Origin of the sequence: Actinobacillus succinogenes 130Z, assembly GCF_000017245.1 — a bacterium.
Classification (GTDB): Bacteria; Pseudomonadota; Gammaproteobacteria; order Enterobacterales; family Pasteurellaceae; genus Exercitatus; species Exercitatus succinogenes.
In genome coordinates, this window is sequence record NC_009655.1 from 1,887,126 (window position 1) to 1,904,268 (window position 17,143).

General features: G+C 44.4%; 14 protein-coding genes. 6 read left to right on the forward strand and 8 right to left on the reverse strand.

What is annotated here, in order from left to right:
- Positions 1-280: 280 nt before the first annotated feature.
- The 3 genes from ASUC_RS08895 to ASUC_RS08905 are packed head-to-tail and all read left to right on the forward strand — an operon-like array spanning position 281 to position 4,756.
- The gene (locus ASUC_RS08895) at positions 281-1,528 is read left to right on the forward strand and encodes an ABC transporter substrate-binding protein (protein WP_012073448.1); all 1,248 of its coding nucleotides are present in this window, start codon (positions 281-283) and stop codon (positions 1,526-1,528) included.
- Positions 1,525-3,507, forward strand: a complete 1,983-nt coding sequence (locus ASUC_RS08900; protein ID WP_012073449.1) for an ATP-binding protein — start codon at positions 1,525-1,527, stop codon at positions 3,505-3,507. The genes ASUC_RS08895 and ASUC_RS08900 overlap by 4 nt, the downstream gene beginning before the upstream one ends.
- Complete coding sequence (locus ASUC_RS08905; RefSeq protein ID WP_012073450.1) at positions 3,500-4,756, forward strand: sigma-54-dependent transcriptional regulator; 1,257 nt, start codon at positions 3,500-3,502, stop codon at positions 4,754-4,756. Before ASUC_RS08900 ends, ASUC_RS08905 begins: the two co-directional genes overlap by 8 nt.
- A gap of 56 nt (positions 4,757-4,812) precedes the next feature.
- Here the strand turns inward: ASUC_RS08905 and ASUC_RS11185 are convergent, their stop codons facing one another.
- From ASUC_RS11185 to ASUC_RS08940, 8 genes are all read right to left on the reverse strand, one after another.
- The gene (locus ASUC_RS11185; protein ID WP_012073451.1) at positions 4,813-4,983 is read right to left on the reverse strand and encodes a YoaH family protein; all 171 of its coding nucleotides are present in this window, start codon (positions 4,981-4,983) and stop codon (positions 4,813-4,815) included.
- Positions 4,984-4,991: 8 nt separating this feature from the next.
- Positions 4,992-5,582, reverse strand: a complete 591-nt coding sequence (locus ASUC_RS08910) for a DNA glycosylase (RefSeq protein ID WP_012073452.1) — start codon at positions 5,580-5,582, stop codon at positions 4,992-4,994.
- Between the two features lie 227 nt (positions 5,583-5,809).
- On the reverse strand, positions 5,810-7,636 hold the full coding sequence (uvrC, locus tag ASUC_RS08915; RefSeq protein ID WP_012073453.1) for an excinuclease ABC subunit UvrC: 1,827 nt from the start codon (positions 7,634-7,636) through the stop codon (positions 5,810-5,812).
- A gap of 112 nt (positions 7,637-7,748) precedes the next feature.
- On the reverse strand, positions 7,749-8,354 hold the full coding sequence (locus tag ASUC_RS08920; protein ID WP_012073454.1) for a YidB family protein: 606 nt from the start codon (positions 8,352-8,354) through the stop codon (positions 7,749-7,751).
- 36 nt (positions 8,355-8,390) lie between these two features.
- Complete coding sequence (gene kdsB, locus ASUC_RS08925) at positions 8,391-9,170, reverse strand: 3-deoxy-manno-octulosonate cytidylyltransferase (RefSeq protein WP_012073455.1); 780 nt, start codon at positions 9,168-9,170, stop codon at positions 8,391-8,393.
- A gap of 1 nt (position 9,171) precedes the next feature.
- Positions 9,172-10,149, reverse strand: a complete 978-nt coding sequence (gene lpxK, locus ASUC_RS08930) for a tetraacyldisaccharide 4'-kinase (protein ID WP_012073456.1) — start codon at positions 10,147-10,149, stop codon at positions 9,172-9,174.
- An 83-nt stretch (positions 10,150-10,232) separates the two neighbouring features.
- Positions 10,233-11,984, reverse strand: a complete 1,752-nt coding sequence (msbA, locus tag ASUC_RS08935; protein WP_012073457.1) for a lipid A ABC transporter ATP-binding protein/permease MsbA — start codon at positions 11,982-11,984, stop codon at positions 10,233-10,235.
- A gap of 40 nt (positions 11,985-12,024) precedes the next feature.
- Positions 12,025-14,388: a DNA internalization-related competence protein ComEC/Rec2 gene (locus ASUC_RS08940; protein ID WP_049752192.1), complete on the reverse strand. Its 2,364-nt coding sequence runs from the start codon at positions 14,386-14,388 to the stop codon at positions 12,025-12,027.
- A gap of 233 nt (positions 14,389-14,621) precedes the next feature.
- Between ASUC_RS08940 and dksA the strand changes: the two genes are divergently transcribed.
- The 3 genes from dksA (at position 14,622) to folK (ending at position 17,083) form a co-directional block, all read left to right on the forward strand.
- Complete coding sequence (gene dksA, locus ASUC_RS08945; protein WP_012073459.1) at positions 14,622-15,068, forward strand: RNA polymerase-binding protein DksA; 447 nt, start codon at positions 14,622-14,624, stop codon at positions 15,066-15,068.
- Between the two features lie 258 nt (positions 15,069-15,326).
- Positions 15,327-16,592, forward strand: a complete 1,266-nt coding sequence (gene pcnB, locus ASUC_RS08950; RefSeq protein ID WP_012073460.1) for a polynucleotide adenylyltransferase PcnB — start codon at positions 15,327-15,329, stop codon at positions 16,590-16,592.
- Positions 16,592-17,083: a 2-amino-4-hydroxy-6-hydroxymethyldihydropteridine diphosphokinase gene (gene folK, locus ASUC_RS08955; protein ID WP_012073461.1), complete on the forward strand. Its 492-nt coding sequence runs from the start codon at positions 16,592-16,594 to the stop codon at positions 17,081-17,083. The genes pcnB and folK overlap by 1 nt, the downstream gene beginning before the upstream one ends.
- Positions 17,084-17,143: the final 60 nt, after the last annotated feature.

The window sequence follows — 17,143 nt, forward strand, 5'->3', positions numbered from 1 at the left end:
ACCATAATGCAAAAGTCCATGAAAAAAAAGATTCTTACCGGTTTAAAAAGTCAGTCAGAAATGACACATTTCGTATCTCAAATCGTGTCAAAATTAACCCATTTTGACCGATTAAAAAAAGTGCGGTCTGTTTTACGAAAATTTGTGTAAAAAATGACACAAAAATAAAAATTTTTCCCATAAAGAAAAATTTTTATTTTGTGAACAAGATCACAGAATATCCATTATATTTCCTTTGGAATTTCAGTAAGATTAGTGAAAATCATTGAAGGGAAAATCTATGTTTAGCCGGCAAAAAATACGACAAAATCTAACCTGTTTTTTATTGATTCTTACCTTGTGCATTTCGACCGCCCACAGTTCGGAACTGGTGATTGCGACTACACTCGCCAGAGAAGGAGTACAGCATTTAATTGATGAATGGCATAAGCAGCCGAATTCCGCTGCTGTGACAACCTTAAACCGTACCAGCGATTCCATTCAACAACTTTTTTCCACTGAACGGGCAAAAGAAGTGGATCTGATTTTAAGTTCGTCACCAATGCTGTTTGACAATCTGCAACAAAAAGACGGCTTGGCGGAATTGCCGCCGGAATTAACATTCCACCAGCAATTTGTTCCGCCTATGCTACAAAATAAAGTGCTTGCTTTTTCTTTATCCGGCTACGGTATGCTGCTCAATACCGAAGTGTTGGATAAGCAGTCTATTCAGATACCTCGTTCTTGGCAGGATTTAACTCGGAGCGAATTACAAGGATTAGTCATTATCAGCAGCCCGACCCGTTCCGATACCAACCATATTATGCTGGAAACTATTTTGCAACAATTCGGCTGGGACCAAGGCTGGGCATTATTGAATCAAATTATGGCGAATGTCGGTACAATTTCCTCCCGTAGTTTCGGAGTGGTAGATAAAGTCCAGGCAGGGCTTGGTGGAGTGGGCATTACTATTGACAACTATGCAAACTTATTTACTGCTAAAAGAGATTCTCAATCTCCCCTTATTTTTCGCTATTTTGAACATTTCACCCTTTCTCCGACTTTTATTGCGTTAAACAAAACAAGCTCTAATCATTCGCAGGCAATGGCTTTTATCCGTTTTTTACTCAGTCAACAAGGACAAACAGCATTAAATCACAGCAAAATGGGCAAAATCCCTATTACGCCATTATCGCCCGAATCTGCAAATTATGACATTCAGCAAAAACTGTTCAAACAACCGCAAATCGATTATCAACTTATGTTAAAACGGGATCATTTAGTTAAATTACTGTTTGAACAACAAATTACTTATCGTTTAAATCAATTACAGGAAAACTGGCAACTGTTAAGGCAAAAAGAAACCGCATTGGGCAAGATACTGCCTGAACTACGCGACATTCTTAATCAACTCCCAGTTTCAGCCGAACAAGCCGAAGATGAGCAATATTTGACAACATTTAATCAAAAACAACGATTACTGGATTGGCAGGCATTTTTTATCTCACAACAATTAGCATTTATTAGTGCCTTGGAAAAATTACAATGAGAAAATGGATTAACAGCTTAAATATCAGCCGTGGGTTACAGCTTTCTTTTTGGCTTAGTGCGTTACTTTGCTTATTTGTAGGTGGGTTGGGGCTACTCACCTGGCAACAGCAACGTGCCGAAATCAATATTGCGTTAAGTGAGAATTTTCCCCAAGTCCAATCCGCCTTTCAAGCAGAAGAACAGGCTAATTTATTACACAATGCGTTTATACAATTTTCGAATTCCAAAACGACAACGGAAAAAGTCGAGTTTTATCAACATACCCGGAAGCATTTGGCAGCACTTCGCACTTTGCTTACCGTATTAAAAGAAAATTTAAATAAAAATTTACTACTGATTTTAACTCAACAGGAAAATTTATTGGAGCGGCTTTCGACAACGATTTCGGCACAACTAACTTTAAACGAATCGTTCAGTCATAGTTTAGCTAAAATCAACTGGCTAAATAACGATTTTAAGCAAGAATTTACCGCACTTTTGCAAGAAATTGCTTGGCAACAATCCACTCTCGCAAAAAATATTACGCATCAATCCTCAAATGAACGCCAGTTAATCCAACTTCACCAATTGCAGCAACAACTGGTTTTGGTCAATGATTTTATGCAATATGAAGAACTATTGATTCACGAATTAAGTAAGCAAATCAGCGATCCGGATAATCACCAAGAAGAGCTCTTCCGTAACCAACTTGATTATTTGAGTTTATTAATCCAACAACGTTTTGAACCGCTGCAACTCCACGCGGCCGGAGAAACCATCAAACAAATTTTAAATGAACTGCTCGCACTCGGACTAAATAAAATGCAGTTGCCCGAATTATTCAGTCGCCACAAGACATTACAGCAAGAAAAACAACAATTGATCCAACAAAGTAACCAATTATTCCAACACTTTCGACAAACAGTTCGCGAGCAGGTGGGAAACAGCAAAAACCAGCTGGATTTATTACATAATATCGTTGCCAAAAGCACTCGGTTTAACGGTATTATTATCTTAGCGGTAATGTTATTCGCTTTTTTATTAGTCATTGCCGTCAATTATTTTTACATCCGTCTACGTATGTTAAAACGCTTCGATCGCCTTAATCAAGCAGTCGCTCAGTTAACCCAAGGAGAAGAAAATGTAAAAATTGCAGTATACGGCAATGATGAATTAGGAAAAATTGCACGTTTACTCCGTTTATTCTTATTTGAAATGCAACATAAACAATTGGAATTAAGTAAACGAAACCAAGTATTGATGGATGAAATTGAATACCGAATCAAAGTGCAAGATGAACTGATGCAACTCCAACAGGAATTAACGCAAGCTGCGAAACTCGCGGTGGTCGGTAAAACGCTGACTTCTATCAGTCACGAAATTACCCAACCGTTAAATGCGATGAATGCCTATATTTTCAGTGCTAAACGGGCGTTGCAAAAACAAAATTATGAAGCGACTTACGATTATTTGGACAAAATCAACCGCTTGACCGAAAAAACAGCAGTGATTATTAAACGCTTGCGTCAATTTTCCAAACAAGGAAACGGAAAGTTACAAGCGGTCAATTTAAACGAAAGTTTTGCAAATGCCTGGGAATTATTAGAAAGTAAACATAAACACCGAAAAGTACGACTGGATTTACCTCAAAACCTACCGCATATTTGGGGAGAGAACGTACTTATCGAGCAAGTGTTCGTCAATATTTTCCTGAATGCGTTAGAGGCGATTGAACAAGATCCGCCGCAGATCAAAGTTGAAATTCAGTGGCAGAATTCACAAGAAATTTGTTTATGGATAATCGACAATGGCAGAGGTTGGCCATTGAGCGATAAATTACTGCAGCCGTTTTCTTCCAGCAAATCGCTGAATTTAGGACTAGGCTTATCTATTAGTCGTTCCATTATGCAACAATGCGGTGGAGAGTTGCGGATTGCCTCAACTTTGCAACGAAACGCATTAGTTATATTGATTTTTAAGGTAGCACACCATGTTTGATGAAAAATACAATGTCTTATTAATTGATGACGACCCGGATATTTTAACCGCATATCAAGATTTATTAGAACAAGAAGGCTATCGGGTGTTGGCGATCGCTAATCCTCAAACCATCGTCCAACAAATACCGACGGATTGGAAGGGCGTTGTTCTCTGTGATGTTATGCTGCCCCGAATTTCAGGTTTGACGGTTTTAGATGAAATTATGCAATCGGATGCATTAATTCCCGTTATTATGATTACAGGTCACGGTGATGTGCCTATGGCGGTAAATGCAGTAAAAAAGGGTGCGACTGATTTTTTAGAAAAACCAGTGTCACCTGAGAATTTATTACAACAAGTAGAAAACAGCCTTAACAAACGCCGTCAATATATTGATCAACGTCAATGGCAGCGAGAAAAGCTCAATCAACAATTTATCGGACACAGCGATTGGATAAACACTCACCGCTTACAATTACAAGCATTGGCGGATAGCCATTTACCTGTCTTTTTGTGGGGTGAAAACGGCACAGGTCGTTTTTTATCCGCTGTCAATCTACACCACCTAAGCCAACGTAATCCTCATTCTTTGGTATTCTATGAATGTACGGAACATAGCCAACATCCGATAATTAATTTAATCGAACAGAGCAAAAATAGTACCTTGATCATCAAACATTTACATTGGCTTTCTGGTACTGAACAGAATCAGCTGACCGCTGCATTGCATAGTGAAGCGAACAATATTCGCTTTATTGCTATTAGCGATTTCCCTCTAGTGACTCTTATTCAGCAATATCATTTAAGTGCTGAGCTCTATTCACTGTTTATTCATACTCAAATCGAATTATTACCGCTACACAAGCACCCGGCAGATATTGTCGATATTTTCCTGCATTATGTGCATAAAAGTTGTATACAACTACATAAATCGGTATTAGAACCCCCGAAGAAGCTCCTGCAACATCTCTGTCATCAGCAATGGATAGGCAACGTAACGGAACTCATCAGTGTTGCCGAGCTTTATGCTATTGGACTTCTATCTAAACCGCACGCAACCACGCCGCCCACCGTTAAGTTAAAAACAGACGACATGAATCCGCTCAATGAGCAAATCGGTCGATATGAAAAACAAGTGATTGAAGATGCCTTAATTTTCTTCCAAGGCAGAATTAATGAGGTAGCAAATTATTTGGACATTCCGCGTAAAAAACTTTATTTACGTATGCGAAAATACGGTATTGATAAAAGAGAATATAAATTCTGAGAAAAATCTAACTGACTTTTTTGAAAGATAAGCAGTCCCTGAAATAATTATCATGTTTAAAATTCATCAACCCCTTTTCCCTTTTCCTCATGTTGTTTACGCAATTCTTCCGCCACAAGCTTAATGGCCTGACCGGCGGGAATGCCTTTCGACATCAGTTTTTGAATTTCTTCTACGGCCTGTTGCTGCTGTGCATGCGTTAAACCTAATAAAGTGCTGTCTAACATGGTGACTCCTATAAAATGCCGGCTAGTTGAAAAAAGGTACGATACGATGCCACTTTTTTGTCAAAACTCAACGGATAAGCTCTTGAAGTGGACGGTGCGCGGTAAAGTTTCAACTCCCTTCCCGCAAAGAGAAAGTCAATCACTTCGTTGGTTTTCGGTTCTTTCAGTTTCTGCGGCGACAGACTGCACAACACTTCCGTCGCTTTGCCGCCGGTGGTGAAAATCCATTTGCATTGCGGAACTTGACGTAAAACATCCGCCAGCGGAACCGGTTCTACAACGTCCAGAAATTTATCCGACGCATTGCGCCGTTCACGAATGGCTTTCAGCACGGTAGGACAAGAAGCGATTCCCCGTTCCGTAAGAAAAGCCTTGATTTTGTCGGCATCAAACCGTTTTTCATTTTTTACCACGAAATAATCTTTATCCTCAAAGAAAATCGTACCGTAAATGCGCCACATATCGTTTTGGAAATTCGGATAATGAAACGCCATACTGCGTTTATCCGCCGGCGGCGGAAAGGTTCCCATCATCATGACCGTTGCCTGTGACGGCAAAAGAGGCGGAAACGGGTGGCTTTCAATAACAAATTCCGACATAAAATCATCCTTAAGTTTTATATTCTGCCTCAAACTGTACCAGGTTAATTAACCTGAACCCCGCCGAGGCTTTATTGTGGGCGGCAAAGCAGCCGAAATTAAAGAACTCTATACGGCGCGTATAGGTTTAAAAAACAACAGTAGCTTACTTTTGCTCGCCTTACTTCACGTTTGGGCGCACGTTTTTCTGCGGTTTTCAGGCTCCGATTACCTTTCATCACCCGTTCCTAATGTTTCAAGGTTTCGAAAATAATCTCGGCTAACGCTCTTGAAATGCCGGGTACGGAGGCGATTTCCTCCAGCGTCGCATTTTTCACCCCCTGCATACCGCCAAGATATTTTAACAGCGCCTGACGACGTTTCGGTCCGACGCCTTCAATGGTTTCCAAACCGCTTTGCGTGAAAGCTTTCTGACGTTTTTTACGGTGTCCGGAAATGGCATGATTATGGCTTTCGTCGCGAATATGCTGAATCAAATGCAACGCCAGATTATCCGGATCTAAATTTACTTCCCGCCCCGTTTTGCTTAAAATCAAAGTTTCCTGCCCGGCCCGGCGATCTACGCCTTTCGCAATGCCGATCAAGTGCGGTCGGTTTTTATCCCATTTTACGTTCAGTTCGCCGAACGCTTTCAACGCGCGGTTCAGCTGACCTTTACCGCCGTCAATAAAGATAATATCGGGAATTTTTTCCGGCGTTAAGTCCCGATCGTAACGCTTCTTCAACGCCTGTTCCATCGCCGCGTAATCATCGCCGCCGGTAATGCCTTCGATATTGAATCGACGGTATTCGGATTTGAACGGACCCGCATCGTTAAACACTACGCAGGAAGCGATGGTCTGTTCGCCCATAGTGTGACTGATATCAAAACATTCCATGCGGTTTATTTTGTCCATATCAAGCAATTCCCGCAATGCTCGATAACGTTCGCTGATCAGCGTGCTTTCCTTGAGCTTCAAGGTCAGTGCCGCTTTCGCATTCATTTGCGCCAGCGACAAATATTTGCTCTTACTGCCTTTGGCGTTATCCTGAATACTAACTTTGCGTCCCGCCTGTTCGGAAAGTAGTTGTTCGATTTCTTCCTTCGCTTCCAGTTTGTGATCCACCACAATGCTGTTCGGCACCGTACGTCCTTGATGCGCCTGCAAATAGAACTGTCCCACAAAAGTTGCCGTTAATTCGGATAAATCCGTATTTGCCGGTACTTTAGGAAAATAACTGCGATTGCCCAACACTTTACCCTGGCGGATAAATAACACCTGCACGCAGGCAACACCGTGTCGGTAAGCGATGGAAATAATATCCATATCGTCCAGACGATCATTAGACACGAATTGTTTTTCAATCACCGCGCGAACCGCCTGAATCTGATCGCGAAAACGGGCGGCATTTTCGAAATCCAGTGCTCGACTGGCGGTTTCCATTTTTGCGATCAGATGATCCAATACCTGTTGATCCTTACCCTGCAAAAACAAACGGGCATATTCCACCTGTGCCTGATATTCTTCATCTGTCACATAACCCGCCACACAAGGTGCGCAACAACGCCCGATTTGATACTGTAAACAAGGACGCGAACGGTTTTTATAAACCGAATTTTCACATTGCCGAATAGGAAAAAGTTTTTGCAGCAACGACAGCGTTTCCCGCACCGCGCCTGCGTGCGGATAAGGCCCGAAATATTCACCCTGAATTTTCTTGGCCCCGCGATAAGCGGCAATCCGCGGATGACGTTCTTTCGTCAGCAAAATATAAGGGTAAGACTTGTCGTCGCGTAACAGCACGTTATAACGCGGTTGAAACGTTTTGATGTAGTTGTGTTCGAGTAATAACGCTTCCGTTTCCGATGTGGTGATGGTAGTTTCGATGCGGGTAATGGACGCCACCAACGCTTCCGTTTTTTTGCTGCTTAAATTCGGACGAAAATAACTGGACAGGCGTTTTTTCAAATCTTTCGCTTTCCCCACATAGATTACCGTATCGGTTTTATCGAACATGCGGTAAACACCGGGATCATGAGGCACGTTTTTCAGAAACGCTTTGGAATCAAACATACGATTTAAAACTGACGAATAAAAGTGCGGTCGATTTTAGCATAATTTTAGCGGAAATCGGCAAATAAAAAGACGACAAAATCGTCGCCTTTTTATCGCATAACAAACAATCTTATTTAAAGAAGCTGTTTAATACGGAACCGATATCCCGCGCCAATTCGTTATTACTGCTCGGTGCGGAAGTCTGGCTGGTACGGGTCGGTTGCCGGTTTAAAATTTGCCCTAAAAAGTCGTCCAAACCGCCCTGTTGCGCCTGCGCTTGTTGACCGCCCAATAACCCGCCTAACAAATCATCCAAACCTAAACCGCCTTGTTGCTGAGCCTGTTGAGCACGCTGACCGATCACTTCCGGTCGCACGCCGCCTTCACGTCCGTTCGGTGTTAGCATATCGATAATCTGCGGCAACGCTTGAGATAAAATATCCTGCGCCTGCGTTTTTTCCACTCCCGCTTGTTGCGCTACGTTAGAAATAGTTTCGTCGCCGAATACATCGTTCACCTGATTGGCATTCATCGGTTTGTTCTGTCCGGTACCAATCCATGAATTCAGTAAATCTTCCAAACCGCCTTTTTGTAACTGATTGAAAACGCCTTCCATACCGCCCTGGTTTTTCAATAACGAACCCAGCACGTCGGTAATGACGGAACCGCGGCTTGTGCTGTTAGCGGAACCGCCCAATACATTGCTTAATACCGAACCGATGATTTTGTCTAACATTTTATTTTTCCTTTAATGTGATTGAATTTTTGTTGTTTAAAACGCCGTCAAAATCGACCGCACTTTTTCTAAATCTTCCGGTGTATCCACGCCTACAGCCGGTACTTCTTCGGCAAGTTCGACATGAATGCGTTCACCATACCACAACACACGCAGCTGCTCCAGACTTTCGATTTTTTCCAATGCCGTCGGCTGCCATTGCACATATCGTTTGATAAATCCCGCACGATAGGCATAAATGCCGATATGGCGTAAATAATGATCACCCAACCGTAAGTCATCAAGATTTTTCGTATTTGCCGCAATATCCGCAAATTCGTCACGGTTCCACGGAATCGCCGCCCGCGAAAAATACAGAACGTATCCCGCCTGATCCGTCAGCACTTTGACGGCATTAGGATTGAAAAGTTCTTGGACATCCTCTATTTTCACCGCCAAACTTGCCATATTCACCCGATACTTTGCCAGGTTCGCCGCCACCTGTTGTACAATGACAGGCGGAATCAAGGGCTCGTCACCTTGGATATTCACGATAATTTCATCGTCTGCGATATCTAATTTTTCTACCACTTCCGCCAGACGCTCCGTGCCGGAATTGTGTTTTTCCGACGTCATACACACTTCGCCGCCGAATTGTAATACCGCATTTTTGACCTGCTCGTTATCCGTCGCCACGACCACACGGCTTGCCCCCGACCGACGGGCTTTTTCCCACACGTGTCGGATCATGGGTTTACCGGCGATATCCGCCAGCGGTTTACCCGGCAAGCGGCTTGACGCAAAACGCGCGGGAATAATTACCGTAAATGTCGTCATATTATTTTCCTTGCTGTGTCATTTGTTCGATTTTATCTAAAAGTGCGGCGGATTTTTCCCCTGTAATTTCAGCGTCCACCGGTACATACCACCAATTTTGTTGCGCAAACCGACCGCACTTTACCGCGTCTTTTTCGGTCATCAGCAAAGGCACGTTCGGTGCAAATCGCGCAAATAAATCGGCGCTGAATTTTTGGTGATCCTGAAATGCCTGTGAGCTTACCAGCCGAATACCTTCATCCTGTAACATTTTAAAGAAGCGGTCAGGATTGCCGATTCCGGCAATCGCTATCGCTTGTTCAAAAGCGTTTAATTCACGTTTTTCATTTGTCACTAAATTGATCGCATAATGAGGAACCAACCGCATTGCCGTATCCGTATAAACATTCTCGCCGCCATTACCGATAATGAAATCCGCATCCGCTAAACGACTCGGTAATTCCCGCAACGGTCCCGCCGGCAAAACCCATCCGTTACCTAACCCTCTGACGGCATCCATCACCACGATTTCGATATCGCGTTGTAGTTTATAATGCTGTAATCCGTCATCGCTGACGATAACATCACAAGGATAACTGCTTAATAATAATTCTATCGCTTGCTGACGATTCGGTGAAATGCACACAGGTACGCCGGCGCGTTTGGCGATCAGAACAGGTTCGTCCCCACCCCGAACAGGATCAGTTTCAGCATTCACCAATAAAGGATAGACCTCGGACTGACTGCCGTAACCGCGGGAAATCACACCGCAGTTTAAGCCGCGCATCTGTAGCTGTTGTACCAACCATATCACCACCGGGGTTTTGCCGTTACCGCCTACCGATAAATTTCCTACGACAATAACGGGAACGGGAGCTTTATAAGCGGAGAGGATGCCTGATTGAAATAAAAAACGGCGGATAGTGCTGATTAGCCAAAACAGAAGAGAGAAAGGCAACAACAGATAGGCGATTTTGGAACGGGAATACCAGAAATTCATTATTGCCTCCGTAATACGGGCTTATTTATGCCCATATGAATGTTGTTTTTAATGAGAAAACAGCGGGCGAACACCCGCTTTATTTAATGGGAAAACTGCATAGAATGCAATTGTTTGTAGGCACCGTCCTGCGCCAATAAATCCGCATGGGTACCGCGTTCTTTAATTTCGCCGTTTTCAATCACGATGATTTCATCGGATTTTTCAATGGTGGATAACCGATGGGCGATCACCAACACGGTACGATCTTTTTGCAACTCTTCCAATGCCGACTGAATCGCGCGTTCCGATTCCGTATCTAACGCCGAAGTGGCTTCATCCAGAATCAGTACCGGCGAGTTACGCAATAAAGCACGGGCAATAGCGAGACGCTGACGCTGACCGCCGGACAAACTGGCACCGTTTTCACCAATCGCCGTATCCAATCCGTTATCCAGTTTCTCGATAAATTCCATTGCATGCGCCGCTTTCGCCGCAGCGATAATTTCGTCGATACTGTAACGATCATTCGCCGCATAAGCAATATTGTTGGCAATAGTGTCGTTAAATAAATGTACCTGTTGCGACACGATAGAACACTGCTCGCGTAAATTAGAAAGTTTATAATCCTGAATATTCACACCGTCCAGCAGAATTTCGCCGTCCATAACATCATAGAAACGGGTCAATAAACTGGCAATGGTGGATTTACCCGAACCGGATCTTCCCACCAACGCCACGGTTTTACCCGGTTCGATATTAAAGCTGATATTTTTCAACGCTAACTCTTCTTTACCGTCATAAGCAAAGAAGACGTCTTTAAACGTCACCTCGCCCTTAGCGCGTGTAACTTCTTTAGTTCCCCGATCTTTTTCTACATCTAAATCCAGAAAATCGAATAAAGTCTGACAAGCCGCCATTCCTCGCTGAAACTGGGAATTTACATTGGTTAAAGATTTCAACGGGCGCATCATCGCCATCATAGAGGAAAACACCACGGTGAAAGAACCGGCACTCAAATTATCAATCGCCAGACTTTTAATGGTCGCCGCATATAATACGGCGGATAAGGCTAACGACGCGATTAATTGCACCACACCGTCGGCAATACCGTCCGCCGCCACAATTTTTAAGCCTTTACGGCGCATGTCGTCGCTGACATCATTAAAACGTTTTTCTTCCACTTGTTGTCCGCCGTAAGACAAAATTACCTTATGCCCCTTGATCATTTGCTCGGTGGTCGTGGTTAACTCTCCCATCGCGCCTTGAATATTACGGCTTAACTCCCGGAAACGTTTCGATACCACGCCAATCAGTCCGCCGATAATAGGAGCCAGCACGAACAACACCACGGAAAGCTTCCAACTGGTATAAATCATCACTACAAACAGTGAAACCAAATAGACGCCTTCACGCACGATTGTCACTAAAGCGCCGGATGACGAATTGGCGACCATTTCCGTATCATAAGTGACGCGGGATAATAAACGTCCGGCAGGATTTTGATCAAAATAGCTCACCGGCATAAACATCATATGACGGAACAAACGACGACGGATATTCATCACCACATTGCCCGCCACCCAAGAAATGGCGTAAGCGGAAAAATAATTGGTAATGCCGCGGAAGAAGATAAACACCACCACAACCAGCGCCATTAATTTCAGGAAATCGTGATCCGCCGCGCCGAATCCTTCGTCCAACAACGGTTTGAGCAGGTAAATCAACCCCGAGTCAATCAACGCATTCAGTATTAACATGACACCGCCGCCCACCAGCACCCAGCTGTAAGGTTGAATTGTCGGCCATAAACGCTTAAAGGTTTTAAAAGTCGAAATATCTTTTTCTTGTGTCATAAATCCAATCGCCCGTAAAAATTTGAACGCATTGTACCCGTTATTTCGTACTTTCGCCAATAAATCCACGATACCAGGGCGAAAAATCGGTTCTCACGGTTTCCAGCGCCATCTTCCCGCCATGGAAACGAACGGAAATCTGTCCCGAAACCGCCGTATTTTTCACCGCACTTTGCACACGAATCAAACGTTCCGTCACCGACGGATGCGGGAAATGCCAAGGATTCCAACGTCCGCTTGAAATCAATGCGATATCCGGTCGGATTTGCCGCACCAAACGACTGCCCGTAGAGGTTTTACTGCCGTGATGCCCCACCTGCAGCACATTGATTTTCCCTAACCGATCAATAATCCTATTTTCTGCCGCCACATCCGCATCACCCGTCAACAAAACGCGGTGAATACCGTCGGAAACCCGTATAATACAAGAATCGCCGTTTTCCGCACGCGGTACGATTTCCGCCGGTGATAACGCCTCAAATGTCAAACCTTGCCAATGCCAGTTCAGTCCCTTAACACAAAAAGTGCGGTCGGTTTTACCGTAGTTTTTGTGTGACGGCGTAATCAGTTCAATGTCGGGATAAGTCCGTAAAATCACCCGTGCGCCACCCGCATGATCTTTATCGTCGTGACTTAAAATCAACTGCTCCGGCACAATCCCTTGCCGTTGCAAATAAGGCAGGATCTCAATTTCCGCCATGGAGCCGCCTTCCCAAGCCACACCGGTATCATACAAAACGGCGCGTTGATTTTTCACAATCAAGGTTGCCAGCCCTTGTCCCACATCCAACGTTTCCACCCGCCAATCCGGTTCTTGTAACCATAAATATGCCAAACGACCGCCGCACAACGAAAGCAATAACAGGCAACCGATAACGATTCCCGACAGCTCCGCCGGTTTATTTTCGGAAAATAAAGAGAATCCGCCTAAGGAAGGGGTATGCGACGGCAACGACGGAGCCGGTTGCGCAAGTTCACGATAAAGCCGACGAATAAACATCAACAGGCATAGCGTTAAAAGTGCGGTCAAAATCCAACCTGTTTTTTCGCTGACCGTCAGCCAATAACCGTCAAACCGCATAATCAGGCGAGCAATCCATTGAGCGAGTTGATCGGCAATTTGCCAGGTCGCTCCCGCACCGTCCGTCAGCACGGCAAACAACACCAGCGGTACTAATAAAAAGCTGAAAAACGGGACGGCAATCAGGTTCGCAGCCAGTCCCGCCCAGGAAAAACCGTTGAATAAAGCAACCTGAACGGGTGTAAACAGCCATAACAAACCGAACTGTAAATGTAGCAATGCAAAAATCCACCGCACTTTGACCGGAATCGGGCGATTGCGCCAACGGACGGCTCTCAGCGGGAAAATCCGATACCACAAAATCAGACAAAACACCGCTCCCGCCGACAACCAAAAACCGACGGATAAAACCATCAACGGATTACTCAGCAATAAAAGGGCGACGCCGTAAATAAAAAGCTGCCAAGCCGAACAGTAGCCCCGTGTCATACGCAGTCCCGTTACCAGCAATAAAGCCAGTAATGCACGGGAAGTGGAGACGGCAAACCCCGCCAGATTTACATAAATCCATGCCAAACTTACACCTGTAAACAGCGGGAACAGCGGCGAAATCCGTATAGTCGGCAGAAAAAACTGCAACACCCGTCCCAGAACCGTTCCCAACATCATCGCTAATCCGATGTGCAACCCGGAAATCGCGATTAAATGTGCCGTATTGGTTCGCTGATAAACTTTCCGGATTTCGGGCGACAACCAAGCGCGTTCGCCAAACCCCAACGCCAATAGCAATCCCTGTTGCGATAACGCAGCCGTCCGTTCGAATGCCTGATGAAACCGAGTTTCCCGCCATGAAAAATCATCACGAATTTTGACCGCACTTTTCACCGTTCCCGTAGCCGTAATCCCCTGAGAAAAATACCACGCCTGTCGATCGCTCCCGCCTTGATTCAAACGGGAAGACAACGGACGTTGACGCATTTCGAGCCGCCAGATTTCACCGGCTTTCACTGGAAGAGGATTATTCCAAGTCACATAATTCAGTTGGCGGTTCGCCGTATTTCTTACGATTGCGGTTTGGTAATCGCCGGAATGCTGTACTTTTTGAATACGAAATTCCGCCGTAATATTTCGCACGGAAACCGCCTGAGCCTGTTCAAACAAATGCAAAGCCTGCGTATGGGAAATCGCTACGCCGACACAACCCCCTAAGCCGAGCAATGCAATGGAAAACGCACGTGGTTTACGCCGAGAATAAAAATAAGCATTGAGAACGATAAAAATGAACAAAACGCCAAATAAGGAATCTAAAGATAATAATCTTGATCCGGGTAAAAACAAAATGCTCAAAACCCCGGCGATACAGCCCAATACGAATTTTTCCACCGTACAACTCTCTTGAATTTTGCCTGATTGACGCAATATGACGGAAAAATGCTGCGGATTAAACTTGATTAAAGCAGAATTGGAATCTCGTTCACAAATTTGTCAATTCAATGTAAAAATTTGCAGTTTATAACGATTTTATTTGATTATTTATCCGACTTCTGCTATTTATACGCCTTTCAAAAACCATGGGTTTTTGGTACAGGATTTTATTTACTGTTTTGGAGAAAAACATGGCAACTACAAACTCGGCATCTTTAAGTCTTTTGGCATTGGCTGGCGTTGAACCATACCAAGAAAAAGTCGGTGAAGAATACATGAACGAAAAACAAATTCTTCACTTCCGCAAAATTCTGCAAGCCTGGCACGATCAGATTGTAGGAGAAGCAAGCCGTACTGTGGCTCACATGCAAGATGAAGCGGCAAACTTTCCGGATCCTGCCGATCGTGCAACACAGGAAGAAGAATTCAGTCTGGAATTACGTACACGCGATCGTGAACGTAAACTCATGAAAAAAATCGAAAGCACATTAAAAAAATTAGACTCTGAAGATTTCGGTTATTGCGATTCCTGCGGTGAAGAAATCGGTATCCGCCGTTTGGAAGCGCGCCCGACCGCGGACCTCTGTATTGATTGTAAAACCCTTGCGGAAGTTCGCGAAAAACAAATGGGTTATTAATTTTCTAATGATACGGTGGGCGCATTATGCCCACTCTTTTTATTGGAGTAGTAAATTATTTTAACTTACCTCAAAAACCTGTTCAGCAAGCATTCAAGACAGGAAAAATCGAAAAAACACGAACGAAACGAACCGCACTTTATTTCTCAATCGGCTCAACGCGCCCGTTCATCTAAAAAAAATTTCAAATCCGAAAAACAAGCCTCTCACTACAATAAACATATCATTAAAGCCAGCGTGGCGGGTATTACTCCGCGCATGATTAGCAAAAACGCGCTCACGGTAGTGGAAAAGCTCAATCGTAACGGTTACGAAGCCTATATAGTCGGCGGCTGTTTGCGGGATTTATTGTTAGGTAAAAAACCGAAAGATTTCGATGTAGCGACAAACGCCCGTCCGGAGCAAATTCAAACGGTTTTTCAACGTCAATGCCGTTTAGTGGGACGCCGTTTCCGTTTGGCGCATGTGATGTTCGGTCGCGACGTTATCGAAGTGGCGACTTTCCGCGCTCACCATGCGGAAAGCAAAAATGAAAATCAGGCACGCCGTAACGAGGACGGCATGCTGCTGCGGGATAATGTATACGGCACCCTGGAACAGGATGCCGAACGCCGTGATTTTACCGTTAATGCGCTGTATTACAATCCGAAAGACAATACTATTCACGATTATTACCACGGCATTGAAGATCTCAAAGCCGGCAAACTCCGTTTAATCGGCGATCCGGCTACCCGTTATCAAGAAGATCCGGTGCGGATGCTGCGTTCCATTCGTTTTATGGCGAAACTGGATATGTTTCTGGATAAACCGAGCGAAGAACCGATTCGTAAACTGGCACCGTTATTGAAAAATATTCCGCCGGCTCGATTATTCGACGAAAGTCTGAAATTATTGCAGGCCGGAGCCGGTCTCAAAACTTATCGTTTAATGTGCGAATACGGATTATTTGACCAACTTTTCCCCGCATTAATGCCTTATTTCACCGAAAAAAACGATAGCTTTGCCGAACGTATGATCGAAAAAGCATTGACTTCGACCGATGAACGTATTGCGGATAAACTACGAATTAATCCGGCATTTTTATTCGCTGCCTTTTTTTGGTATCCGTTACGTGAAAAAGTGGAAATGCTGAAAAATGAAGGCGGTTTGAATAACCATGACGCCTATGCGCTCGCAACTAATGAAATGTTGGAACAATGTTGTTCCGCTTTGGCGATTCCCCGTCGTCACACCAGCGTGATCCGAGATATCTGGTTCCTACAGCTGCAATTAATGAAACGGGCCGGCAGATTCCCCGCCACTACGATGAATCACCCTAAATTCCGGGCGGCTTATGATCTGTTGGCTATGCGGGCCGAAATCGAAGGCGGAGAAGCCATTGAATTGGCGATCTGGTGGCACGAATATCAATTCAGTAATGAAGAACAGCGTCATCATTTGGTAAAAGAACAGAATAAAAAAGCACCGAAGAAAAAACGTTATTATCGCCCGCGTAAACGGCGTAAACCGAAGGCGGCGGCATAATGGCTACCGCTTTTATTGCTTTAGGCAGCAATCTGAATCAGCCGGTGAAGCAGTTGGATGCGGCGGTCAAGGCCATCGCTTCTTTACCGGAAACCGTTATTGTAAAAACCAGCAGTTACTACGGCAGTAAACCCATGGGACCGCAGGATCAGCCGGATTATGTCAATGCGGTATTAAAAATTCAAACCGAGTTGTCGCCGCTGACATTATTGGACAAATTACAGCGTATCGAAAACCAACAGGGACGGGTACGTCTACGCCGTTGGGGCGAACGTACCTTGGATTTGGATATTTTGCTATACGATAACGTAAAAATACAAAGCGAACGACTGACGATTCCCCATTACGATATGCAAAATCGCGAATTTGTCGTGGTTCCGCTGGCTGAAATCGCCTTGGAACGGATTCTGCCCGACGGAAAAACGGTGGCTGAATTAAAACGCAATTTTACGCATCATCAACTGACTGTTATTTCGCCGTCTCAACCATAACCGTTCGTATAAAAAGATTGACCGCAGCAATGAAAAAGTGCGGTCAATTTTTTGATTATT